21 protein-coding genes are annotated in these 23,912 nt (G+C 65.6%); 17 read left to right on the top strand and 4 right to left on the bottom strand.

Translation table 11 applies throughout. The features are described from left to right. Window positions 1–151: 151 nt before the first annotated feature. From FJT57_RS09850 to argF, 14 genes are all read left to right on the top strand, one after another. Complete coding sequence (locus FJT57_RS09850; protein ID WP_144904687.1) at window positions 152–997, top strand: CBS domain-containing protein; 846 nt, start codon at window positions 152–154, stop codon at window positions 995–997. Continuing rightward, on the top strand, window positions 997–2,796 hold the full coding sequence (gene glyS / locus FJT57_RS09855) for a glycine--tRNA ligase (RefSeq protein WP_144904689.1): 1,800 nt from the start codon (window positions 997–999) through the stop codon (window positions 2,794–2,796). The genes FJT57_RS09850 and glyS overlap by 1 nt, the downstream gene beginning before the upstream one ends. A 4-nt stretch (window positions 2,797–2,800) precedes the next feature. Continuing rightward, window positions 2,801–3,451, top strand: coding sequence for a diacylglycerol/polyprenol kinase family protein (locus tag FJT57_RS09860; protein WP_238993965.1), 651 nt, complete (start codon window positions 2,801–2,803; stop codon window positions 3,449–3,451). A 122-nt stretch (window positions 3,452–3,573) separates the two neighbouring features. Further along, a complete protein-coding gene (locus tag FJT57_RS09865) occupies window positions 3,574–4,059 on the top strand; it encodes a cation:proton antiporter regulatory subunit (RefSeq protein WP_144904691.1) in 486 nt (161 codons plus the stop codon). After that, entirely contained in the window at window positions 4,059–5,261 is a 1,203-nt protein-coding gene (locus tag FJT57_RS09870) for a cation:proton antiporter (protein ID WP_144904693.1), read from the top strand. The genes FJT57_RS09865 and FJT57_RS09870 overlap by 1 nt, the downstream gene beginning before the upstream one ends. Before the next feature lie 342 nt (window positions 5,262–5,603). After that, window positions 5,604–6,818 carry an argininosuccinate synthase gene (locus FJT57_RS09875; protein ID WP_144904695.1) on the top strand — a complete coding sequence of 405 codons (1,215 nt, stop codon included), beginning with the start codon at window positions 5,604–5,606 and terminating at the stop codon, window positions 6,816–6,818. A gap of 3 nt (window positions 6,819–6,821) precedes the next feature. After that, window positions 6,822–8,303: an argininosuccinate lyase gene (gene argH, locus FJT57_RS09880; protein WP_144904698.1), complete on the top strand. Its 1,482-nt coding sequence runs from the start codon at window positions 6,822–6,824 to the stop codon at window positions 8,301–8,303. Between the two features lie 228 nt (window positions 8,304–8,531). Then, the gene (gene lysW / locus FJT57_RS09885) at window positions 8,532–8,711 is read left to right on the top strand and encodes a lysine biosynthesis protein LysW (RefSeq protein WP_144904700.1); all 180 of its coding nucleotides are present in this window, start codon (window positions 8,532–8,534) and stop codon (window positions 8,709–8,711) included. Window position 8,712: 1 nt separating this feature from the next. After that, window positions 8,713–9,585: a lysine biosynthesis protein LysX gene (lysX, locus tag FJT57_RS09890; protein ID WP_144904702.1), complete on the top strand. Its 873-nt coding sequence runs from the start codon at window positions 8,713–8,715 to the stop codon at window positions 9,583–9,585. Beyond that, window positions 9,582–10,652 (top strand): N-acetyl-gamma-glutamyl-phosphate reductase, encoded by a 1,071-nt coding sequence (argC, locus tag FJT57_RS09895; RefSeq protein ID WP_144904705.1) that lies wholly within the window; start codon window positions 9,582–9,584, stop codon window positions 10,650–10,652. The genes lysX and argC overlap by 4 nt, the downstream gene beginning before the upstream one ends. Window positions 10,653–10,670: 18 nt before the next feature. Further along, entirely contained in the window at window positions 10,671–11,729 is a 1,059-nt protein-coding gene (locus tag FJT57_RS09900; RefSeq protein WP_144904707.1) for an acetylglutamate/acetylaminoadipate kinase, read from the top strand. Continuing rightward, window positions 11,726–12,865, top strand: coding sequence for an aspartate aminotransferase family protein (locus FJT57_RS09905; protein WP_144904708.1), 1,140 nt, complete (start codon window positions 11,726–11,728; stop codon window positions 12,863–12,865). The genes FJT57_RS09900 and FJT57_RS09905 overlap by 4 nt, the downstream gene beginning before the upstream one ends. Window positions 12,866–12,948: 83 nt before the next feature. After that, entirely contained in the window at window positions 12,949–14,010 is a 1,062-nt protein-coding gene (locus FJT57_RS09910) for a [LysW]-lysine hydrolase (RefSeq protein ID WP_394348814.1), read from the top strand. A 6-nt stretch (window positions 14,011–14,016) separates the two neighbouring features. Continuing rightward, window positions 14,017–14,916, top strand: a complete 900-nt coding sequence (gene argF / locus FJT57_RS09915; RefSeq protein ID WP_144904713.1) for an ornithine carbamoyltransferase — start codon at window positions 14,017–14,019, stop codon at window positions 14,914–14,916. Between the two features lie 103 nt (window positions 14,917–15,019). Here argF and FJT57_RS09920 read toward each other — a convergent pair whose 3' ends face one another. Next, a complete protein-coding gene (locus tag FJT57_RS09920) occupies window positions 15,020–16,003 on the bottom strand; it encodes a calcium/sodium antiporter (RefSeq protein WP_144904715.1) in 984 nt (327 codons plus the stop codon). Between the two features lie 27 nt (window positions 16,004–16,030). Then, window positions 16,031–18,202 (bottom strand): M61 metallopeptidase family protein, encoded by a 2,172-nt coding sequence (locus tag FJT57_RS09925; RefSeq protein ID WP_144904717.1) that lies wholly within the window; start codon window positions 18,200–18,202, stop codon window positions 16,031–16,033. Between the two features lie 192 nt (window positions 18,203–18,394). Between FJT57_RS09925 and FJT57_RS09930 the strand changes: the two genes are divergently transcribed. After that, window positions 18,395–19,276: a DMT family transporter gene (locus FJT57_RS09930; RefSeq protein ID WP_144904718.1), complete on the top strand. Its 882-nt coding sequence runs from the start codon at window positions 18,395–18,397 to the stop codon at window positions 19,274–19,276. A gap of 69 nt (window positions 19,277–19,345) precedes the next feature. Here the strand turns inward: FJT57_RS09930 and FJT57_RS09935 are convergent, their stop codons facing one another. Then, window positions 19,346–20,719, bottom strand: coding sequence for an aminomethyl transferase family protein (locus FJT57_RS09935; protein ID WP_162524328.1), 1,374 nt, complete (start codon window positions 20,717–20,719; stop codon window positions 19,346–19,348). 235 nt (window positions 20,720–20,954) lie between these two features. Between FJT57_RS09935 and FJT57_RS09940 the strand changes: the two genes are divergently transcribed. Next, the gene (locus tag FJT57_RS09940; protein WP_144904722.1) at window positions 20,955–21,659 is read left to right on the top strand and encodes a class II aldolase/adducin family protein; all 705 of its coding nucleotides are present in this window, start codon (window positions 20,955–20,957) and stop codon (window positions 21,657–21,659) included. Window positions 21,660–21,823: 164 nt separating this feature from the next. Further along, a complete protein-coding gene (locus tag FJT57_RS09945; protein WP_144904724.1) occupies window positions 21,824–22,810 on the top strand; it encodes a PhnD/SsuA/transferrin family substrate-binding protein in 987 nt (328 codons plus the stop codon). Between the two features lie 299 nt (window positions 22,811–23,109). On the opposite strand, the gene FJT57_RS09950 is transcribed toward FJT57_RS09945, so the two are convergent. Further along, window positions 23,110–23,817, bottom strand: coding sequence for a class II aldolase/adducin family protein (locus tag FJT57_RS09950; RefSeq protein ID WP_162524329.1), 708 nt, complete (start codon window positions 23,815–23,817; stop codon window positions 23,110–23,112). Between the last annotated feature and the right edge of the window lie 95 nt (window positions 23,818–23,912).

The raw sequence follows: 23,912 nt of genomic DNA on the forward strand, positions 1-23,912 counted from the left end.
GTATCGACTGGCATATCGTGCGAGTATGTACCAAGTAACACGACACATCTGCACACACGGTACCGGGTTACGTCCCGTCCCACGAATCCGATCGCAACCGCGACCCCGGGGCTTCAAAGAGTACAAGAGGTGTGACGCAGTACAACGCCGTATGAACGTAGCCGACGCGATGACGCCCCGCGAGGACGTGGTCACTGTTGAACTCCCGGGGACCCGCGATGACGTGTTGGAGTACCTCCAAGAGCGCGGTTTCTCCTCGGTCCCGGTCGTCAAGCGAACCGACGGCCGCGAGGAGTACCGCGGGCTCGTCTCCCGCGAAGAGCTGATCGAGAGCCCCGACGAGAATCAGCTCGCGGTGCTGATGCGGGACGTACCGACCGTCACCGCCGACACGAGCGTCGAGGAGGCGGCACACCTGATGCTCGACAGCGGGACGCGCCGCGTTCCGGTCGTCGACGGCGAGCTGGAGGGAATCGTCACTGTCACGGACGTCGTGCGCGCGATCGCCCGCGAGGAGGTCGACGTCGACGCGGCTGCTGGCGACGTCGCGACGAACGACGTCAACACGACGTACCACGCCACGCCGCTGCCGGTCGCCGAGCGCGAGATCTACTACGCGAACGTTCCCTACGCGGTCTGTCTCGACGACGACGGCCGGATGAACGGCATCCTCACCGAGGTCGACATCATCGAGGTCGCCCGCGTCGTCGAGGGCGAGGACGACACCGGCGACTCCTTCGCCGGACAGGACGACGAGTGGATGTGGGAGGGGATCAAGGCGATCGGCAAGCGCTACGTCCCGACCCGGAACGTCGAGATTCCCACCGAACCGGTCTCAAAGTTTATGTCGGATCGCTTGATCACGGTCTCGACGCGCAAATCCGTCGTCGAGGTCGCCCAGGCGATGATCACCGAAGAGATCGAGCAGATCCCGCTCGTCGCCGGTGACGAACTCATCGGCATCGTCCGCGACGTCGACCTGCTGGAGGCGCTGTAATGAGTGCGGACCGAACCGAGGGCGAACGACTCGTCGAACTGGCCAAGCGACGCGGCTACTTCTTCGGCGCGAGCGGCGCGTACGGCGGGGCGTCCGGGTTTTACACGTTCGGTCCGCAGGGAGCGGCACTGAAGTCGAACGTCGAAGACGCCTGGCGCGAACGTTTCACCGTCCAAGAGGGCAACTTCGAGATCGAAGCGCCGACGATAATGCCCGAGCCCGTGTTCGAGGCGTCGGGCCACCTCGACGGCTTCGACGATATGCTCGTCGAATGCCCCGAGTGCGGCACGTCTCACCGAGCCGATCACCTCATCGAGGACAACACCGACATCGAGGACGCGGAGTCGCTGCCGATTTCGGAGGTCGAAGACCTGATCGCCGACCACGACCTCCAGTGTCCGAACTGCGGCGGTCGCCTCTCCGGCGAACCCGTCGAGGACTTCAATCTGATGTTCGAGACGAACATCGGCCCGGGCTCGTCGACGCCGGGGTACCTCCGCCCCGAGACCGCCCAGGGAATCTTCGTGGAGTTCCCGCGCATCAAGGAGTACGCGCGCAACAGCCTCCCGTTCGGCGCGACGCAGATCGGACGCGCCTACCGCAACGAGATCTCTCCCAGGAAAAGCATCGTCCGCACGCGGGAGTTCACGCAGGCGGAGTTAGAGCAGTTCGTCGATCCCGAGCGCGACGAACCCGATCTCGCCGACGTCGCCGACGTCGAGGTGACGCTGTACCCCGCCAGCGAGCAGGCTGACGAAGACGGCTCCTACGTCGAGACGACCGTCGGCGAGGCGGTCGAAGACGGAATTGTCGGCGACGCGTGGATCGGCTACTTCCTCGGCATCGCCCAGGAGTGGTACCAGCGCGTCGGCGTCGATATGGACCGGTTCCGCTTCCGACAGCACCTCGCGGGCGAGCGCGCGCACTACGCCGCGGACTGTTGGGACGCCGAGAGCGAGGTCGACGGCGACTGGATCGAGATCGCCGGATTCGCCTACCGGGGCGACTACGACCTCTCGAAGCACGGCGAGCACAGCGACGACGACTTCACGATCTTCCGACAGTTCGACGAGCCGAAGACGGTCGAGAAGTCCGTCGTCGATCCGGATATGAGCGTTCTCGGCCCCGAGTTCGGTGGAGACGCCGCCGACGTGCAGTCTGCGCTCGAAGAACTGGCCGACCGCGACCCCTCGGCGTTCGAGGGGGAGACGGTGCGCGTCACGGCCGGTGGCGATACCTACGAGGTCGACGTCGACGTGGCCAACTTCCGCGTGGAGGAACAGACGGTTTCCGGCGAGCATATCACCCCGCACGTCATCGAGCCGTCGTTCGGCGTCGACCGGACCGTCTACACGATCCTCGCGCACGCGTACCACGAGGACGAGGTCGACGGCGAGACGCGGTCGTACCTCTCGCTGTCGCCGACGGTCGCGCCGACGGACGTGGGCGTCTTCCCGCTGGTCTCGAACGTCGAGGAACTCACCGCGCGCGCGGGGGACCTCGTCGACGACCTCCGGGAATCGGGCTTCAGCGTCGTCTACGACGACTCCGGTAGCATCGGTCGTCGCTACCGCCGCCAGGACGAGGTCGGCACGCCGTTCTGCGTCACCGTCGACCGCGACGGTCTGGAGGGCGACGGTCCCGACAGCGTCACCGTCCGCGAGCGCGACACCGCCAGACAGGTCCGAATCCCGGTCGAGTCGCTCGTGACGGAGCTGCGAGCCGTCACGAGCGGCGACCGATCGTTCGACGCGCTCGTCGAGACGTACGACCTCGTCGCACCGGGTACGGACGCGTAAGACGGTGTCCTCTGCTCAGTCGGACGTCGGTGTGCTCTCGGAGGTCTCTGAGAGCGAACTCAAACGGCGGCTCGTCCACGCCAGCGGGACCGGACTGCCGCTGTTGTACGTCCTCGGATTCGTCTCCTGGGAGCAGTTCGGCCTCGTGATGCTCCTGGTGAGCGCCGTCGCCGCGATTTTAGAGTTCTTCCGGCTCGTCGTCGGTCTCGACTGGGGCATCTACGACGAGCTCACCCGCTCCTACGAGCAGACGAACGTCGCGGGCTACGCGCTGTATATGTTCAGTATGACCGCCGTCGTCCTCGTGTTCGCCCCGCATATCGCGATCCCCGCGGCGCTGATGCTGACGATCGGCGATCCCGTCTCCGGTCTCCTCGGGACGACGCGGGAGGCCGACGAGTCGAAGCGACTGCGAACGCTCGGGGCGATGTTCGCCGTGTGCTTCGCAGTTTCAGCGCCGTTTCTGGTTCCCGCGGCGGGGCCCGTCGGCTGGGCGGCCGCCGCCGCGGCCGCGCTGGCCGCGACGGCCGCTGACGGGTTCAAACCAGTCATCGCGAGCTACGTCGTCGACGACAACCTCTCGATTCCACCGGCTGCCGCGCTGGCCGCCAGCGCCGTCCTCGCGGCCACGGGCGCTGCACCCCTATTCGGCTGAAACGCCGCCCATCGTCGTCGGCGGCGAGGCACCGCTCGGCGTGCCGCCCGGCTGAGACGTCGCGTTTCCGCGATCTCGTTCGGATACGACAATTTTTGTACGATCACGACCAACCGCGGAGCGTGACGGTCTACGAGAGCGACCTCCCGGGCGTCGGTAAGAAACACGAGATCGACTTGCCAGACGGCACACAGCTCGTCGTCGTAACCCACAACGAGGGTCGGCGCGAGGTATTCCTGCGCCCGGCGCCGGACGGTGATTCGGAGAAGCTGTTCGAGCTCTCCGACGACCTTGCCAGACAGGTCGGGACGATTCTGGAGGGCGCGTACTTCCAGCCCGTCAAGTCTCAGAACATCGAGACGCTTCTCGGCGGCGACACGCTCTTAGAGTGGGTCAGCGTCGACGAAGGCTCGCCGATCGTCGGCCAGACCCTCGGCGAATCCGACCTCCGCGCGGCGACCGGCGCGTCCGTCATCGCCATCGAACGCGGCGAAAACGTGATCCCCTCACCGGGTGCGGAGACGGAAATTCAGCCCGGCGACACGCTCATCGTGGTCGGGACGCGGGAGAACTGTGAGGACTTCGAATCGCGCGTGACTGGTGCATAATGGCCGCGGGGCTCTTCGAACTCGGTCAGGTGTTCGCCGTCCTAGCGGTCGCCGGTGCCATCGCGCTCCGGATCGGACTCTCCGTCATCCCGCTGTACGTGATCGGCGGGATGCTCGCGGGGCCGTTCGTCGCCGGACAGTTCGGACTTCCGCACGTGCCGGACAGCGAGTTACTCACGATACTCGCGGAGGTCGGGATCGTCCTGCTGCTGTTCTTCCTGGGGCTCGAATTCAGCCTCGACCGGCTGTTGGCGGCGCGCTCGCGCATCACTCGCGCGGGCATCATCGACGTCACGATCAACCTGCCGCTCGGCATTGTGATCGGACTCGCGCTCGGTTGGTCGGTCGTCGAGGCGCTGCTGCTCGGCGGCATCGTCTACATCTCCTCGTCGGCGATCATCACGAAGACGCTGATCGATCTCGGATGGATCGCCAACGACGAGGCCGATCCGATCCTCGGGACGCTGGTCTTCGAGGACCTGTTCATCGCGGTCTATCTCGCAATCGTCACCTCGCTCGTCCTCGGCGGCGGCACCGCCGACGTCAATGGCCTCGGGCGGTCGCTGGCGGTCGCCTTCGGCTTCCTCGGCGCGCTGTTGCTCGTAGTCCAGTACGGCACTACGTTCTTCTCGCGTATCCTCGACGTCTCCGACCCGGAGTCGTTCGTCCTCCGCATCTTGGGCATCGTCATCCCGATCGCGGGATTCGCCCTCTCGATCGGCGTGAGCGAGGCCGTCGCGGCGTTCTTCGTCGGGATGGGATTCTCGACCAGCGGGCACCGCGAGCGGATCGAACGCCAGCTCACGTCCGTTCGAGACGTGTTCGCCGCGGTGTTCTTCTTCTGGATCGGCGTCGGAACCGATCCGCGACTCCTCGTCGGCGTCGCCGTGCCGCTCGTCGCCGCCGTCGTGTTGACGACGCCAGCGAAGATGCTCTCGGGCTACCTGGGCGGGCGCGTCTACGACCTCTCCGAGCACCGCGCGATTCGCGTGGGTATCGGGCTGGTGCCCCGAGGCGAGTTCTCGCTCGTCATCGCCGCACTCGCCGCGGGCGGGTCGACGCCGGTGATGCGGGAGACGATTCCCGCGCTCGCGGTGGGTTACGTCCTCGTGATGAGCGTTCTCGGAACGCTGTTGATGCAGCGCTCCGAGGCGGTCGACCGGGCGATTGGTCGAGTGCTCCCCGTCGGGAGCGACGCTTGATCGGTCGTCTCCGGCCCAGCGGCGGGACGGATCCCGAAAGCGTTTAGTGCTCGCATCGGGTTTCGAACTCTCAATGACGCGGCTCTCTCGGAGAAGCGCCCGCGCCCCCCAGAGAGTCGCGACTCCGGTCGTCTCGGCCCGTTTCAGCCCGGTTTCGACCGGGGCGACCGACGCCGCGCGGCGACCGCGACGACGGGCCCCTTAGGCCCACTATTACCTCACTTCATCGCCGTACCGAATCAACTCACAAGCGAGTAGCGTCTCTATAGGCATCTCTGCGGTTTAATTTCCAAACCCCAAACCGTGTAATTTATACGGAAGAGCGTCTGATTCGGAGATATAATGACAAGCGTGGCACTCGCGTTCTCGGGCGGCCTCGACACGACAGTCTGCGTCTCGCTCCTGCAGGAGGAGTACGGCTACGACGAAGTCGTCGGCGTGACCGTCGACGTGGGGCAGCCCGAATCCGAGTTCGAGGAAGCACAGGAGACCGCCGACGCACACGGACTGGATCTGCACGTCGTCGACGCGAAAGACGAGTTCGCGGACCTCTGTTTCGACTCCGTCCGCGCGAACGCGACTTACCAGGGCTACCCGCTCGGCACGGCGCTCGCGCGCCCGGTCATCGCGAACGCGATCCTGGAGGTCGCCGAGGCAGAGGGCTGCGACGCGCTCGCACACGGCTGCACCGGCAAGGGCAACGACCAGCTCCGTTTCGAGGTCATCTGGCGCGCCTCCGACCTGGACGTCATCGCTCCGGTCCGCGAACTGGAACTCACCCGCGAGTGGGAGCAGCAGTACGCCGAAGAGCACGACCTCCCCGTCCAGTCGGGTAACTCCGGCGTCTGGTCGATCGACACGAACCTCTGGAGCCGCTCGATCGAGGGTGGAAACCTCGAAGACCCCGGCTACGTACCCCCGGAAGACATCTACGAGTGGACCGACGACCCCGCGAACGCGACGGAGACCGAACTGGTCGAGATCGCGTTCGAGGACGGATACCCCGTCGCGCTCGACGGCGAGGACCTGTCTCCCGCCGATCTCATCGGCGCGCTGAACGAGCAGGCCGGGAAATACGGTGTCGGCCGCACGGATATGATGGAAGATCGGATGCTCGGGCTGAAGGTCCGCGAGAACTACGAGCACCCGGCGGCGACGACGCTCCTGACCGCTCACGAGGCCCTCGAACAGCTCGTACTCACGAAAGACGAGCGCGACTTCAAGCGCTCTATCGACAACGAGTGGGCCCAGAAGGGCTATGAAGGCCTCGTCGACCACCCGCTCGTCGGCGCGCTCGAAGGCTTCATCGACGAAACGCAGACGCGCGTCACCGGCACGGTGACGATCAAGTTCCAGGGCGGGCAGGCGCGCCCGGTCGCCCGCGAGTCGGAGTACGCCGCCTACTCCGAGGACGCCGCCTCGTTCAACACCTCCGGCGTCGGCGACATCACCCAGCAGGACGCGACGGGCGTCGCGAAGTACCACGGCTTCCAGTCTCGCCTCGCGAACGCCGCGATCGAGGCCGCCGAGGGCGACGACGAAGGCGACTGGGAGTGAAATATGACGGGCGAGGACGATCCATCTCGGGAGGGGGACTCCGGCGTCGTCCGCCGGGACCGCTTCAGCGGCGGCCCAGCGCGCGGATTTATGTCCAGCCTCGCGGCCGACGAGCGCATCTTCGCCGCCGACCTCGCCGTCGACCGCGCGCACGTGGTGATGCTCGCCGAACAGGGCATCGTCGCTGACGGCGTCGCGGGCGAGATCCTCGCCGCGCTCGCCGACGTCAAATCGGCAGGGCACGGGGCGCTCCCCGAGGGTGAAGACGTCCACGAGGCGATCGAGACGGGCGTCGTCGACCGCGTCGGCCCCGACGGTGGCAAGATGCACACCGCGCGCAGCCGCAACGACGAGGTCGCGACCTGCATCCGCTACCGCCTCCGCGAGGATCTGCTGAACTCGATCGGGGCGACGCTCGCGCTCCGCGAGGCCCTCACCGAGGCTGCCGCCGAGCACGTCGACACCGTGATGCCCGGCTACACGCACCTCCAGCCCGCTCAGCCCACGACGGTCGCGCACTTTCTCCTCTCCTATGAGTCGGCGTTCGCCCGCGACACCGCGCGCCTCGTCGACGCCTACGACCGCGTGAACCGCTCGCCGCTCGGCGGGGCCGCGTTCGCGGGGACGCCGTTCGACATCGACCGCGAACGCACGGCCGACCTGCTCGGCTTCGACGGCGTCGTCTCGAACTCGACGGACGCCTCCGCTGGAAGAGACTTCCTCGCGGAGTCGACCGCGGCGCTCGCGACGCACGCGACGACGCTCTCCGGCCTCGCCGAGGATCTCGTGATCTTCGCGAACAAGGGCTTCGTCGACCTCGCCGACGAGTACTCCTCGACGTCATCGATCATGCCGCAGAAGGTGAACCCCGACACCTTAGAGCTCGTCCGCGCGGTCGCTGGCGACGCGATCGGGGGCCTGACCGGTCTCCTGACGACGCTGAAGGGACTGCCGCGCGCGTACAACCGCGACCTTCAGCGCGCGACGCCGCACGCGTGGGAGACGGTTGACGCGGTGTCGGAAGCGACCGCGGTCGTCGCGGGCGCGGTCGCCAGCGCCGAGTGGCCCGAAGAGACGCTCGAAGCGGCGGCCGGAGACGGCTTCTCCACGGCGACCGGCGTCGCCGACGCGCTCGCGATGGCGGGCGTGCCGTTCCGCACGGCCCACGAGGTTCTCGCGGCGGCGGCCGAGCGCGCTGACGGCGAGACGCCCGATCTCGCAACACTTGACGAGGTCGCAGCGAACGTGCTCGGCGACTCCCTATTCGCCTACGTGAGCCGCGAGCGCGTCGAAGCCGCGCTCGATCCGGTCGAGAGCGTCGCGAGCCGCGATTCCCTCGGCGGCCCCGCACCGGCGGCGGTCGCGACCCAGCTCGACGACGCCGAAGCGTCGCTCGCGGCGGATCGCGCGGCCTACGACGACCGCACGAACGCGCTCGACGACGCCGCGGAAACGCTCCGAACGGAGGTCGAGGGCTATGTGTGATTCGGTGCGTCCGCGTCGCCGCGCGCGACAATCGGACCCGCCGTCTCGACTCTGTCGGCGGCCCCGACCGCGACGGGTCCCTCCCGGGACCATTCATATATGAAATCAGACATCGATTTCACACGGACGGATCGTTCGACTGTTTTTCGTCGGTAGTGGTATCTCAGGTCAGTTAATTTATCCGACAACTTCGATGGGTTTAAGTCGGTTCCTCGCCCATCGACTCGTATGGCAGCAACCATCACCGCAGAAGACCCGCTGACCGGAGAAGAGATCGAGATCCCCGCCGACGTCGAGGTCGGCGAAATCGTCGACAGCCCCGCGACGGGCGCGGAGTTGGAGGTCGTCTCGGTCGACCCGATCACACTCGAAGAAGCCCCCGAACTCGAAGAAGACTGGGGCGAATAAGATGAAGGTTGGGCTGCTCTACTCCCGGATTCGGAGGGACGAGAAGCTCCTCCTCACGGAGTTACGCGAGCGCGGCCACGAGGTGGAGAAGATCGACGTCCGGGCCGAGCAGTTCAACATCGCCGAACCGCCGGAATCGATCGACGGGGTCGACCTCGTCGTCGATCGCTGTCTGGCGACGAGCCGCAGCCTCTACACGACGCAGTTCTTGGACGCCTACGACATCCCCGTCGTCAACGGCGCGGAGACGGCCGACATCTGCGCCGACAAGGTGAAAAACAGCCTGGCGCTCGAACGCGCGGGCGTGCCGACGCCGAACACGGAGATCGCCTACACCGTCGACTCGGCGATGGAGACGATCGAGGAGTTCGGCTATCCCTGCGTCCTCAAGCCCGTCGTGGGCTCGTGGGGACGCCTGATGGCGAAGGTCGAGACCCCCTCGGCCGCCGAGGCCATCCTCGAACACAAGGCGACGCTCGGGCACTACCAGCACAAGGTGTTCTACGTCCAGGAGTTCGTCGAGAAGCCCGGCCGCGACATCCGCGTGCTGGCCGTCGACGGCGAACCGATTGCCGCGATGACGCGCTCCTCCGACCACTGGTTGACGAACGCGGCGAAGGGCGGGACAGTCGAGGAGTTCGAGCTCGACGACCGCGCGAGAGAGCTCGTCGCGGCCGCGTCCGACGCGGTCGGCGGCGGCCTGCTCGGCGTCGACCTGATGGAGACGGGATCGGATTACACGGTCCACGAGGTCAACCACACCGTCGAGTTCAAGGCGCTGAACGACGCCGTCGACGTCGACGTTCCCGCGGCGGTCGTCGACTGGCTGGAATCGAAAGCCGAACAAGCCACCGGAACGGAAGCAGCCGTATGAGTACTTCCCCCACGGATGCCGGTGACGACGCAGCCTACACCGCCGCCGTCGTCGGCGGTTCCGGGTTCACCGGCGGCGAACTCCTTCGCCTGCTGTATCAGCACCCCGAGTTCGACGTCGTGCAGGCGACCAGCAGATCAAAGGAGCGCAAGACCGTCGGGCACGTTCACCCGAATCTCCGCGAGATGGACCTCCGGTTCACGTCGCCGGAGGACCTCGAATCGGTCGACGTGCTCTTCGCGGCGACGCCGCACGGCGTCTCGATGGAGCACATCGACGAGTTCCAAGACGCCGCCGACACGGTCGTCGATCTCTCGGCGGACTTCCGCCTCGACACCGAGGAGCAGTACGACGAGTGGTACGACGGGCACGTCTGCCCGGAGTACCTGGAGAAATCGGAATACGCGCTGCCAGAGATCAACCGGGCTAACCTCTCGAACGCGAGCCTCATCGCCTCCGGCGGCTGCAACGCGACCGCAACGATCCTCGGGCTGAAGCCGCTGTTCGACGCCGGAATCTTGGAGGGCGACGAGCAGGCGGTCGTCGACGTGAAGGTCGGCTCCTCGGAGGGCGGCGCTGGCGGCGGCGACGCCTCCAGCCACCCCGAGCGCTCGGGTATCGTCCGCCCGTACGCGCCGACCGGCCACCGTCACGAGGCCGAGATCGAGCAGTTCCTCGGCCTCTCGGTCTCGTTCACCGTTCACGCGGTGGATATGATCCGCGGCGCGAGCGCGACCTGTCACCTCTTCCCGAGCGCGCCCGTCTCGAAGGGCGACCTCTGGAAAGCCTACCGCGACGCCTACGCCGACGAGCCGTTTATGCGGACCGTCGCGGGCGGTGGCGGCGTCTACCGCTACCCCGAGCCGAAGGCGGTCGCCGGGACCAATTACGGAGAAGTCGGCTTCGAGATCGACCCCGGAAACCGCCGGCTCGTCGTCTTCTCCGCGATCGACAATATGATGAAGGGATCGGCCGGACAGGCCGTCCACGCCGCGAACATCGCGCTCGGTATCGAGGAGACCGCCGGTCTGGAGTTCACCGGGCTCCACCCCGTCGGCGCACCCTGAGCACCACGAAGCACACGTATGACACCCGAACCCACCGACAACGACGACACACGCGACGCGCGCCAGACGCAGCAGTTCGAGACCGGAGCGGCGCGACCGCTTCGCGCCGACGGCGGTCGACCGGCCGACAGCGTCGCCGTCGGTGACGCCGCCTTCGGCTGCGACGTCGCGACCGACGGCGGCAGCGACGCGTCCGAGCGCCCGCCGGTCGTCGTCAAGGTCGGCGGCGCGCGCGCGGTCGATCCCGCGGGCGCGGTCGAAGACGTCGCCGAACTCGTCGCAGCCGGGCGGAAGGTCGTCGTCGTTCACGGCGGCTCGACCGCCGTCGACGACACGCTCGAAGCACTCGGCGAGGAACCCACCTACGTCGAGACGCCGGGAGGCGTCGTCGGCCGCTTCACCGACGAGCGCACGATGGAGGTGTTCTCGATGGTGATGCCCGGCAAGCTCAACACCGATCTCACGGTCACGCTCCGCGCTGCTGGCGTCGACGCGCTCGGCCTTTCTGGCGTCGATGGCGGCCTCCTGACCGGCCCGCGCAAGTCGGCCGTGCGGGTGATCGAGGACGGCAAAAAGAAGATCAAGCGCGGCGACCACTCGGGGAAGATCACCGACGTGAACGGCGGCCTGTTGGAGACGCTCCTCGACGGCGGGTACACGCCCGTCGTCACCGTGCCGATGCTCGCAGACGACGGCGTCGCGGTCAACGCCGACGCCGACCGCGCGGCCGCGGCCGTCGCTGGCGCGGTCGGCGGAGAGTTGGTCGTCCTCACGGACGTCTCCGGCGTCTACGCCGACCCCGACGACGCGTCGACCCTGATCGAGGCCGTCGAAACCCCCGCGGATTTCGATGCACTGAACCACGCCGCGGAAGGGTTTATGACGAAGAAAGTGATGGCCGCGAAGGAGGCGCTCGATGGCGGCGCAGTGACCGTCATCGTCGCCGACGCCAATGCGGACGATCCGATCCTCTCGGCGCTCGACGGCGGCGGCACGCACATCCACGCCAGCGCGGTCTCTGATTCGGCGGACGAGACTGACGCGGGCGACGCCGACGAGACGGAGGTGACACAATGAGCGGCGGTTTCGTCTTCTCGGAGAAGCCGATTCAGATCGAATCCGGGGAGGGCGCGTACCTCTATGGGGCCGACGGGACGGAGTACCTCGACTTCGGGGCCTCCTACGCCGTCGCCTCGCTCGGACACTCTCATCCCGCCGTGACCGACGCGGTCCAGGAGCAGGCGGCGAAACTGACCTACGTGCAGGCGTCGTATCCGGTCGACGTCCGCACGGAGTTGTACGACAAACTGGCAACGCTCGCGCCGGGCGACGCCGACAACGTCTGGCTCTGTAACTCCGGGACCGAGGCGAACGAGGCGGCGATGAAGTTCGCCCGTGCGGCGACCGGCCGCTCGAAGATCGTCGCGACCAAGCGCGGCTTCCACGGCCGCACGATGGGCGCGCTCGCGATGACGTGGAAGGACAAGTACAAACAGCCGTTCGAGCCGCTGGCGGGCGGCGTCGAGTTCGTCCCCTACGGAGACGGCGAGGCGCTCGCGGAGGCCGTCGACGAGGATACGGCGGCGCTCTTCTTGGAACCGGTCCAGGGCGAGGGCGGGATTCACCCCGCATCCGCAGAGTACCTCCGGCACGCCCGCGAGGTGACGGAAGCGGCGGGCGCGGCGCTCGTCTTCGACGAGATCCAGACTGGCGTCGGGCGCACGGGCGATCTGTGGGCCTGCGAGGGCGTCGGCGTCGAGCCCGACATCCTCACGTCGGCGAAGGGAATCGCCAACGGCCTCCCGCTGGGTGCGACACTCGTGAAAGACTGGATCGCGGAGAACCCGGGCGATCACGGGTCGACCTTTTCGGGCGGCCCGGTCGTCGCCGCCGCGGCGAACGCCACGCTCGATACGATCGTCGACGAGGACGTGCCCGGAAACGCCGCGCACGTCGGCGAGTACCTCCGGAGCGAGTTGGAGACGGCGGCCGACGAGCGCGACCTGCCCGTCCGCGAGGTGCGCGGCGTCGGCCTGATGATCGGTATTCAAGTCAAGCGCGGCGCGAACCGCGTGCTGAAGAACCTCGCGCTCTCGGAGCAGGTCCTCGCGCTCCCGGCGGGGCGGACGGTCGTCCGCCTGCTCCCCCCGCTCGTGATCGACGAGTCCCACGCCGACCAGTTCGTCGAGTCGTTCGCGGAGGTGCTGGGATGAGCGCCGAACTGGACGACGAGGACGTCGCGGCCGCCGAGGGCGAACCGGGTGCGGCGAGCGAGGGCAACGCCGTCGGCTTCGCGATGAACCACGGCGTCTTCGACGTGCAGGAGAACCTCACCGAGGGCCTGAGCGGGGCGCAGACGCTGCTCGTGGATCTCGTCTCGATCCCGTCACCCTCCGGCGAGGAGGCGGCGGCCGCAGAGCGCCTGAAGGCCTTCTTCGAGGCGCACGACCGCGAGGTGTGGATCGACGACGTCGGCAACGTCCGCGCGCCCGCCGACGACTCGGTCCTTCTCACCTCGCACATCGACACCGTCCCCGGCGACGTGCCGGTGAAGATCGAAAACGGCGTGCTCTGGGGTCGCGGCAGCGTCGACGCTACCGGCCCGCTGGCAGCGATGGCCGTCGCGGCCGTCGAGACCGGCGTCTCCTTCGCAGGCGTGGTCCGCGAGGAGACCGGCTCCAACGGCGCGTGGCACCTCGTCGAGGACCGCGAGCAGCCCGCGGCCGTGATCAACGGCGAGCCCTCCGGGTGGGACGGGATCACGCTGGGATACCGCGGGTTCCTCGCCGGGACGTACGTCTCGACGAGCGAACTCGGGCACTCCTCCCGCCCCGAGGACAACGCGATCCAGTCGGCGGTGAACTGGTGGTCGAGCGTCGCCGAGTTCTTCGACGAGGACGAATCCGACGGCGTCTTCGACACCGTGACGACGAAGCCGGTCCGCTTCGACGGCGGCCCCACGGAGGACGGCCTCGCCGTCGAGGCGACCGTCGACGTGCAGTTCCGCGTCCCCCCGAAGTACACGATCGAAGACATCAGGGAGGTCGCCGAGGGTGAACTCACGCGCGGCGGTGTCCACTGGGAGAAGCCGATTCCGCCGGTGATGACGAGCCCGCGCACTGAGGTCGCCCGCGCGTTCCGCGTTGCGATCCGGCAGGCGGGCGGGGAACCGAGATTACTCAGGAAGACCGGAACCAGCGATATGAACATCTACGCCGGGACGTGGGACTGCCCGATGGCGACGTACGGTCCCGGCGACTCGGACCTGGATCACGCGCCGAACGAACACCTCGACCTCGCGGAGTACGACAGCTCGATCGACGTGCTGGTCGACGTCTGCGAGCGCCTGCAGGAGTGAGATTGGATGCTCGAAACCGACCACTTTCTCGACATCGACGACCTGACGACAGACGAACTGCAGACCGTCCTCGACCGCGCGGCGGCGATCAAATCCGGCGAGGACGACGCGCAACTGCCCGATCAGACGCTGGGGATGCTCTTCGAGAAACCCAGCACCAGAACGCGGATCTCCTTCGAGACCGGGATGACTCAGCTCGGCGGCCACGCCATCTTCCTCGGCCCCGAGGACATCCAACTCGGCCACGGCGAGCCGCTGTCGGACACTTCCCGCGTGCTCTCGCGGTACGTCGACGCCGTGATGGCGCGGCTGTTCGATCACGAGGACCTGCTCGAAATCGCCGAGTACTCGGACGTACCGGTGGTCAACGGCCTCACCGACGACGCCCACCCCTGCCAGACGCTCGCGGACCTGCTGACGATCGACGAGGCCTTCGGCGGCTTCGACGGCGTGCAGGCCGCGTGGGTCGGCGACGGCAACAACGTCGGTCAGTCGTTCGTCATCGGCGCGGCGATGGTCGGGCTCGACCTGACGGTCGCGACGCCAGATACCTACGGGATGGACGACGCCGTCCTCGAACAAGCGGCCGAGCTGGGCCACGAGCCGACGGTCGTCGACGATCCGAAAGACGCCGTCGACGACGCGGACGTCGTCTACACCGACGTCTGGATCTCGATGGGCCAGGAGAACCAGCGCCACGAGAAGCTGGCGGCCTTCGACGGCTACCAGGTGAACGAGCGACTGCTCGCTGACTCCGACGCGAAGGTGATGCACTGTCTGCCCGCCCACCGCGGCGAGGAGATCACCGACGACGTGTTGGAGTCCGATCGCGCGCTCGTGTGGGATCAGGCGGAGAACCGCCTACACGCCCAGAAGGGGCTGCTCGCCGAACTGCTCGACGCCTAAAACGGCCCCGCGGTCGTCGCCGATCCCGCGGCGTGAGCGTGGTCGCGGAGCTGTTTTCCGCCTCGTCGGCCTTCGTCGGCGGCTGACGCCGCCCGCCGAGTTCTCACCCGATCGCGCCGAGCAGGCCGAGCACCCAACGGACGACCTCCGAGCCCGCGAGCAGCCCGCCTTCGAGGCGGGAGAGCGCTCGGCCGGTCCACAACGCGGCGACCAGTACGACCGTGATCGCGACCAGCCACGCCAGCGTTTCGAGCGCGGCGGGGCTCGTTTCGAGGGGACGAACGAGCGCCGCGGCCCCCAGAATACCGGTGACGTTGAGGACGTTGCTCCCGAGGACGTTCCCGACCGAAACGCCGACGCTCCCCCTCGTGACGGCCACGATCGAGACGGCGAACTCCGGGGTCGAGGTCCCCGCCGCGACGATCGTCCCGCCGATGATCCACTCGGAGATGCCAGCGCTGCGGGCCAACTCAGAGGCGGATAAAACCAGGAAATCCCCGCTCACGAGCACGATCGCTAGCCCGACGACGAACGTGATCGCGTCCCGACCGCGAACCGACGCTCGATCAGTTGCGAGCGGAATCGCCTCGCCCGGCTCTCGTGGTCGATTCTCCGCCGCAGACCCGTCCCGCGCCGTCCGAAGCAGATAGCTCGTGTACGCGACGAACGCGAGCGCGAGTACGGCCCCCTCGAGTCTCGTGACCCGCAGGTCGGATATGAGGACCGCGCCGAGGAGCGTGCTCACCAGCAGCGCCGCACCGTCGCGTCGAACGAGTGAGTCGGTGACCGAAAGCACCTCGACCATCGCGAGGGCGCCCAGAATGAACGCCACGTTGTAGATGTTCGATCCGAGGACGTTCCCCACGGCGATGTCGCCCGTCCCTTTGAGCGCGGCGTCGACCGAGACCGCCAGTTCCGGCATCGATGTCCCAAGCGCCACGACCGTCAACCCGACCGTGAGTTCCGAGAGGCCGAAGTGCCGGGCCAAGCGGATACCGGCGTCGGTGAGGAGCCGCGCCCCGATCCACAGCCCCAGCACCGTCAGGAGAATCACGCAGGCCTGTGCGGCGGGGATCCCGCTGATCATCGTTCCGACAGAGCGGCGACTGCACAATCAATGTTCGGTGGCGTCGTCTCGGTCGGCCCTGTGGGCGCGGACCGCGGCTGCGGCCCCGGTCGCGAGGACGCCCGCGATTCCGCTCATCGCCTCGAAGCCAGGTGTGCTGGCATCGGTCCCTCCCCCGACGGACTCAGTGACCGTCACTTTCAGCGGTTCCACAGGCCCGTTCTTGACGCTGAAGGCGTAGATTCCCGGCTCGTCCAAGCGGACGTCGGCTTCGACCGTCGAGGACTCTCCAGCGTCGAGCCGGACCGTTCGCGTCTCGAACGTGGTGCCGTTCCGGGTGAGCGCGAGGTCGGCCTCGCCGGGATAGTCGGCGTCGTTTTCCACGGCCGCCGAGAGTCCGACGGATCCGCCTGCGGGCAGGGTGGTCCGGTTCGCCGTCAGGTTCGAGACTCGCGACGTCGCCGGTTCGCGGACGTCGACGCGGAGGGTCGCCTCGCCGACGGAGAGGGAGTAGACGCCCGTTCGATCGAACGCGTGCTCGAACGTCAGCGTCGCCGACTCGTCGGAGTCGAGTCGTCCCGCCTGCGCCGCCACCGGCTCGTCGTTCACGCGGAGCGTCGCCTCGTAGCCGCCGCTCCCACCGACGTTGGTCGCGACGACGTCGAAACTGAGTCGCTCGCTGGGTACGAGCGTGAGCGCGTCGGCATCGACCGAACGGTTTCGATACGCGCCGGAGACGGACACGGCGTCGGGTTCCGACGAGCGCTCGTACGTGACCCGCGTCGGGACCGACCCGTCGCCGAACGCCTCGCGGTGTTCGTCTGCGCTCCACGTCGTCGGCCGGACCGTCGTGGTCGTGTACCGCTCACCGAGTCGCGCGACGTCGTCGCCGCCGGTCGCTCGGAGGGATGAGCGGAACTCGGCCGCCGTGACGGTTCCGCCGTCCGCGTTCATCCGGCGGAACACCGCTTCCAACGACGTCTCGCCGTCGGTCGCCAGGCGGATCTGGCGGTCGAGTTCGGCCGCGACGAGCGCGCCGACGTAGTAGTTCGCGTTCCGCTGCCACGTGTCCGGTTCGGCCATCACCGAGCCGTCGTAGTCGCCCTCGCCGTATGCCAGCCGCTCGCGGAACGCCTCGTAACCGATCCGTTCTCCTTCGAGCGCGAGAAGCGCGGCGTAGTACACGGCGCTCGCCTCGGTGAACCACCTCGCGTCGTCGGCCGCGACGTACCCCTGTCTGGTGTGGACGTACTCGTGGAGCCAGACGTTGTTCGCCTCGTCGAGACGCTCGAAGTCGCGGACCCACATATCCGACCCGCCGGTGTGCAGGCCGCGGACGCCCCAGGTGAGCCCGTCCGGCGTCGGCGCGGCGACGACGAAGACGGTCTCGTCGCGGTCGCCGACGCGAAGCTGATCGGAGGCATCCGAGAACGCCGCGAACAACTCCTCGGGCGGTTCTTCGAGATCGGCGGCCTCGGGAACGATCAGCCGGAACTCCTGGCCGTGTGCCGTGTGAGTGTATTCCTCGTGAGCTCCGAGAAACGCGATCGTCGTGCCGGTCGCGCCCTCCGCGGCTTCCATCGAACGATCGAGGTCGACGTCTTCCGACCCCGACCACGACCAACTGTGTGACGTTCCCGGTCGGGTGACGAGCGCCCACTCGCCGACATCGACGAACGTCAGTCGGCCGGGGCCGCCGATCGGCCCGGTCTGATCGACGGTGCGGTTCGCCGCCATCCGGTATTCGATCCTCGGTCGCTCGGTCGACCCGTCCCACTCGTACGTCCGCTCCTCTTTCCTGACGAAGCCGGTCGCGGAGACGACAGTCGATTCCGCGGGGAGCCTCACGTCGAGCCCGCGGAGTTGGTCTGGCAGTCGGTACCTGTGCGTGACGCCGTAGACCCCCGGTTGGTCGGGGACGAGCCGCAAGCGCTGGGTGAGTCCGATGTTCGAGCCGCCACTTGCAGCGTTTGCGCCCGCCGTTCCCGGCTGTGAAGCGTCGAAGTCGGCCGACACGAGATTGGTTGCATCGCGGGCCACCTCCGCTGTCGAGTTCTCTATCGTACCGTTCGATACGCCGACATCGGGGCCGTCGGCTCGGACCTCCGTCGCAACCGTCGGAGCGACCCCCGCTCCGAATACCAGCCCGAAAACGCTAACGGTCAGAAGTAGTCTCCGCAGGACCCCACCCATAATCCCGTCGACGGTGGTGAGTGCCATTATCCTGTCGGACGCGACGTTTCGAGAACGCCGTCCGTATGACGTCTTCTCGGCACTTCCATCCGCCAGTACAGAGCGATTCGGAGCCGAAGACAACCAGCCAACCGTATACAACTGGTGGACCACTGCCGAGCACGGCCCCAAGAGACATACTTATGCGTGTCGTCGGACTTGCTCTCCTACGTACGTGAAATGGATTCCGTAGTTCTTCTTTCCGTTATTTTCGGGACTATCGCCGTCTTCTTTTACGCCCTTTCGGCGATCTTTATCCGGGCGGGGATTCGGGATGCGAGTCCGATCGCCGCGATGTTCGTCAGCCTCACGGTGAACCTGGTCGCGCTGTGGGTCGTCGTACTCGCGTTTACTGACTTCCGCGTGGATCTCTGGCGGTGGCGATATTTCATCCTTGCCGGTCTGATGGCACCAGGTCTCGCTCGTCTGTTCAACTACGCCGGGATCGAACGCCTCGGCGTGAACGTGAATGCACCCATCGTCTATGCGAACCCCCTCGTCTCCGTGGCGGGTGCCATCGTCGTACTCGACGAGCGTCTCTCCGCGATCGGTCTCGCTGGCGGCGTTCTCGTCATTTGCGGCGGTGCGTACGTCGGTTCTGCACGGGGTGACGGGGCCACGTCGTTCGACCGACGGCACCTGATATTCCCGGTCGTCGCCGCCCTCGTGTACGGTTTCTCGCACCTCTTCAGGAAGGTCGGCATCGACCTCGTTCAGTCACCGTTGATCGCCGCGGCAGTGACGATCACGACCTCCTGGCTTCTAGCCGCGGGATACGTGTTCGGCACTGGCGTCACTATCGACCTGAACCGTCGGCAATGGCTCTCGTTTTCGCTCTCGGGGCTCTCCAGCAGCGTCGCGATTCCGATGCTTTACCTGGCGTTCGAGGTGGGTCTCGTCGTCGTCGTCTCGCCGCTGATGAACCTGGCGCCACTGTTCGTTATCGCCATCTCCTATTTTGCGTTCCGGCAGGAGGAACTGTTCTCCCACCGCATCGTGCTCGGGACGGTCATCATCGTCTGCGGGATTACCCTTCTCACCGTGTTCGGATCGGCTTCTTAGCTCGTTCGGCAGAATCGGATTGTTGTCCGCGCTATCGGCGCTATCTGCACGGTTCAGCGGCTTGGAGCGTTAGAGGTCCTCTCTATCAGTCACGTAGGGTGCGGATGCGACGGTCGCTCGAATTTCCGTCTCCTTATGGCGTTCGACGCTCGGCTTCGACGACCCCTCCTCGCCCCATACGAGCGTTACTTCGGTCCCGGGATCGCCGTATTCACGGTCGATAACACCCAGCGAGAGCATCTCCCGATGATTGTAGTCGTATCCCGAAAATATCGACGTGCCGACGACCGCGCCGTCCTTCCGTATCTCGTCGAAGTGGCCGAGGTCCCACTGTTGATAAATATCGGGCATCTGAATGAATTTGTCCGTCTCTCCCTCTCGGAAGAGCGAGGCGTAGACGTCGACGATGTCGTCGGCATCCCAGACGAACGTGACCTTCGTTCGCTTGGAATCGTCCATTTTGGCCGCGATGGCTTCCTTGCCGACGAAGTCGTGTTCCATATGGATAAAGCGGTCATAACCGAGTTCGACCGGATCGAGGTAGAAGTCGGTAATGTCGTCGGAGGTGAAGCTTCCGCCGAGCGACCAGTTCGCTTCGATGCAGTCGTCGTCCAGCCACTCTCGGTACCCCTGCATCTCCTCGGAGTCGTAAACCGCCGGGAGGCCCGGCGGAAGCCACCCCGTCGTGAGCGTCGCCGTCTTGTAGGCCTTCGATCCCAACTCGCGGATTCCGTACTCTTCGCCAGCCTCGAGGATCAGGTTCTTGAACTCGTCGTGGTACTCGTACGGCCCGAATATCTCGTACCCCGGTACGCTCGCCATCCCGTGGCCTAACACGTAGAGATCGACTCCCTCGATGGAGAGTTCATCCATCCCGAAGAACGACAGTTCCGGGAACGAGCCGTCGATCACCTCCTCCAGAATCGCCCTCGCGTGGGGACCCTGGATCTCGAACCGGAAGTCTACCGGGGGACTGTCTCCGTACGGACTGTACATATCGCTGAGTGTCGCGTCGTAGTCACCGGTTTCGAGGTTGTAGTGGATCCACTTCTGGGCGTGGCCGCGGTTGCCCGTGACGACGACCTTCTCCGCTCCCAGATAAAACAGGATGGGGTCGCCGATGATGTACCCCTCGGGACTGCAAACCGGGTGTTGCTTGGCTCGGGGGGCATCTTCGGGGTCTAAGTCGTCGAAGCGGTTGATTCCCAGATCCGCGTTCAACCGGAGCGCGTCCGGCCCCTCGATGTAGTAATTAGCGAGGTGATACGACTGGTCCATAAGGATGCAGCTCTCTTTCCAGGCTCGCTGCTCTTCGATCCAGTTCGTGTACTCCTCGTGGTAGGCGTCCATGTGGCTGCCGCCCTTCGAGAGATCCGTCTCTCTGAACGTCTCAATTATGTTGTCAGAAGACCGTAAAACATCCTCGAGACTTCGTGTACTCATAGGTCTATAGTGAAAATACATTATCTTAAGCGTATGGGAGAGAGTCACTCACGCAGCACATTTCGGTCGCTAGCATAATGATGCTTCTCTGATGGTAATTGTTTCAAACGCACCGTGAATCAAATCCCATCCAACGAACACGAATCGACGTGAGTGATTCGAAAACGTCGCTTACCGGACCGCTCCCGGCCTGAGCCACCGCTATTATTATACTCTGCTGATCGAAGGAACCACTATGTCCCAGTCTCTGACTGAGCAACTGGTCACGGCGAACCGGATCGTCGCGAACGAGGGCATCATCAGCGGGTTCGGTCACGTGAGCGTCCGTGACCCGGATTCTGATACCGTTTTGATCTCGCAGTCACGGAGTCCGGCGTTCGTGACGAAAGACGATATTCTCGAGCTCTCCCTCGACGGCGAGGTGCTCCGAGGCGACGACCGCAGTCCGTATCTCGAGAACGTAATCCACCGGGCGATCTACCGGGCGCGGCCGGACGTCAACGCCGTCGTCCACCACCACGCCGCGCCGATCATCCCCTTCGCGGTTACGGACGTCAACATTCGACCGGCGTACCATCTCGGGATGCTGTTCCACGACGGCGTGCCGAAGTTCGACGATTACGATCCCGACTACGGATGGCTCGTCGTCACCGAGGATGAAGGAGCCCGGATGGCTGAAAACCTCGGCGACCACCGTGCGCAACTCCTCGTGGGACACGGCGCAAACAACGTCGGATCGAGCCTTAAGGAGGCGCTCGTCACCACGTATCACTTCGTCACGAACGCGCAGTATCAGCTCTCGGCTATGGGCCTCGGCGAGCTCACGTTCGCGGCCGACGATGAGGAGATGGCTCGCTCGACGGTCGAAGACGTGATGCTCTCGGATTTGGTCGTCGACAGGCTCTGGAACTACCTCCGAGACCGCCTCCCCGACTCGTAGCGTTCTACGCGCTCGACCGCCGGGATTGTGGGTGACGAACTTCCGTCCGGAAACGACCCTCGTCGTTCGCTGGGATGGCCGTCCCCCACCGACGCTGACGTCGGATATACTCCCCGTTTCGACGCCGGGGAAGAGTATATATGCCGGTTTTGCCTTGGTACGCTGTGTCAAAACCAGAAATCGCCCTCGCGTGTGATCTGAACGATCGGACGCGTGATTTAGCAACGGGAGCGGTGGAACCGACCGGGATCGATCTGAATTTTCTTCCGTTCGAGGTGGAGGAGACGTTCTGGCGGATGCTCAAGCACCAGGAGTTCCAGGCGGCAGAGATGTCGATGTCCTCGTATCTGATGGCGAGAGACCAGGGTTGGCCCGAACTCATTGCCATCCCCGCGTTCCCCTCGCGCTTCTTCCGTCACTCGTGCGTTTTCATCAACCCCGATTCGGGGATCGAGGAACCGGCCGACCTCGAAGGGAAGAACGTCGGTGTTCCGGAGTACCAGATGACCGCTTCGCTGATGGTCCGGGGGATGCTCCAGGATCAGTACGGGGTTTGCCCGGAGGATATGGTCTGGTACCATGGCGGCGAGGAGGAGGGCGGTCGCGAGGAGAAGCTTACCCTCGACCTCCCCGAACAGATCGAACTCCACAGCATCCCGGAGGACCGAACGCTGAGCGGAATGCTTGACGCGGGCGACCTTGACGCACTCGTTTCCGCCCGGGCGCCGTCCTCATTTTACGAGGGATCCGTCGAGCGGCTGTTTCCCGATTTCAAACGCGTCGAGAAGGAGTACTATCAGGAGACGGGATTCTTCCCGATAATGCACGCCGTGGTCCTTCGTCAGGACGTGTACGACGAACACCCATGGATCGCAAAGGAACTGTACAAGGCCTTCGAGCGCTCGAAGCAGAACTTCCTCGAGCGGATCGGAAAGATGAACGAACTCCAGGTCGGCCTTCCGTGGCTGATCGACGAACTCGAAGAGACGCGCGACCTGATGGGGTGGGACTATTGGCCATACGGCGTCGAGCAGAACCGAGAGCTGTTGGATACGATGACGAGGTACTCCCACCAGCAGGGGTTGACGAAGGAGAAACTGGATGTCGACGAACTGTTCGCGCCGAACACGTACGCGGATTTCAAAGTTTGATTCGGCACCCGGAAAGGGCGATTTCTACTCCGCTGTCGACTCACCCTCTCCCCGCACAGGACCGAACGAAAAACGTCTTCTACGTTGACCGTCGCGTCTTTGCGAACTTCAGCGTTCAGCGCGTTTCCGCGTGAACAGCCCTTCGTCTCCCTCCTCGATAACGTACGCGACGTCCCACTTCCGGGGGTACCGAACTCCACCGAGAGCCGATCGAGCGCCTGCTCGCCCTAACGGACGCGTTTACGACCCGTAGACTCCCCTTTTTCGTCGGCTAGGGACTGATGCTGCTCAGAACGTTCTCACTTGGACCGCTCCGGAAGTTGCCGGGACAGGTACTCCCACAGTCGCTCCACCACGCCATCCGACAGCTCCGCTTCCTCGACGGTGGTTCGCACCATCGATTCGCTCTCCGGCGCGAACGTGATCTCGCCGAGGCTCTCTCCGTCGAGTTGGTTCCGCGCGTTGAGAACGAAGTTGTACGTCACGCAGATCGCTTCCTTCAACGACCCACCGACGGTGTTCGCGCCGTGGCCAGCAAGCAGTTGCGCGCGGTGGTCACCGAGGTTCTCGGCCATCCGCTCGCCCTCGGCTTCAGTGGCGATGAGGTAGCCGCGCTCCTCGTCGTAATCGTCGAACTTGGGGACGCCGTCGTAGAACATCATCCCCTTGTGCGTGACGGGGCGCATCTCGACGTCGGTAATCGCGAAGGGGATGACCGATTCGGCGTGGTGGTGGACGACGGCGTTGACGTCCGGCCGCGCCCGATAGATCGCCCGGTGGATCACGTTCTCCAAGTAGGTTGTTCGATCATCGTCGAGAACTTCTCCGTCAAGAGTGAGTTCGAGGATGTCGCCTTCGGTGACGAACGCGGGACTTCGCGACTGCGAGATCAGCACCGTCTCCGTCTCGGGGTCTCGAACGCTCACGTGACCGAAGCCTCGGATGATCCCCTCGTTGGCGAGGATCCGATTCGCCGTCACCAGTTGGTCCACGAGTCGGCGTCTCATACTCGTCTGACTTCGGGAGATCAAAAAAGCATACCGGACACTCAACTCCTCGTTGACAATAACTCTCTGAAGAGGTTCGGACGGTAGAGGCTCTA

This window comes from Halobellus captivus (genome assembly GCF_007655485.1).
Classification (GTDB): Archaea; Halobacteriota; Halobacteria; order Halobacteriales; family Haloferacaceae; genus Haloquadratum; species Haloquadratum captivum.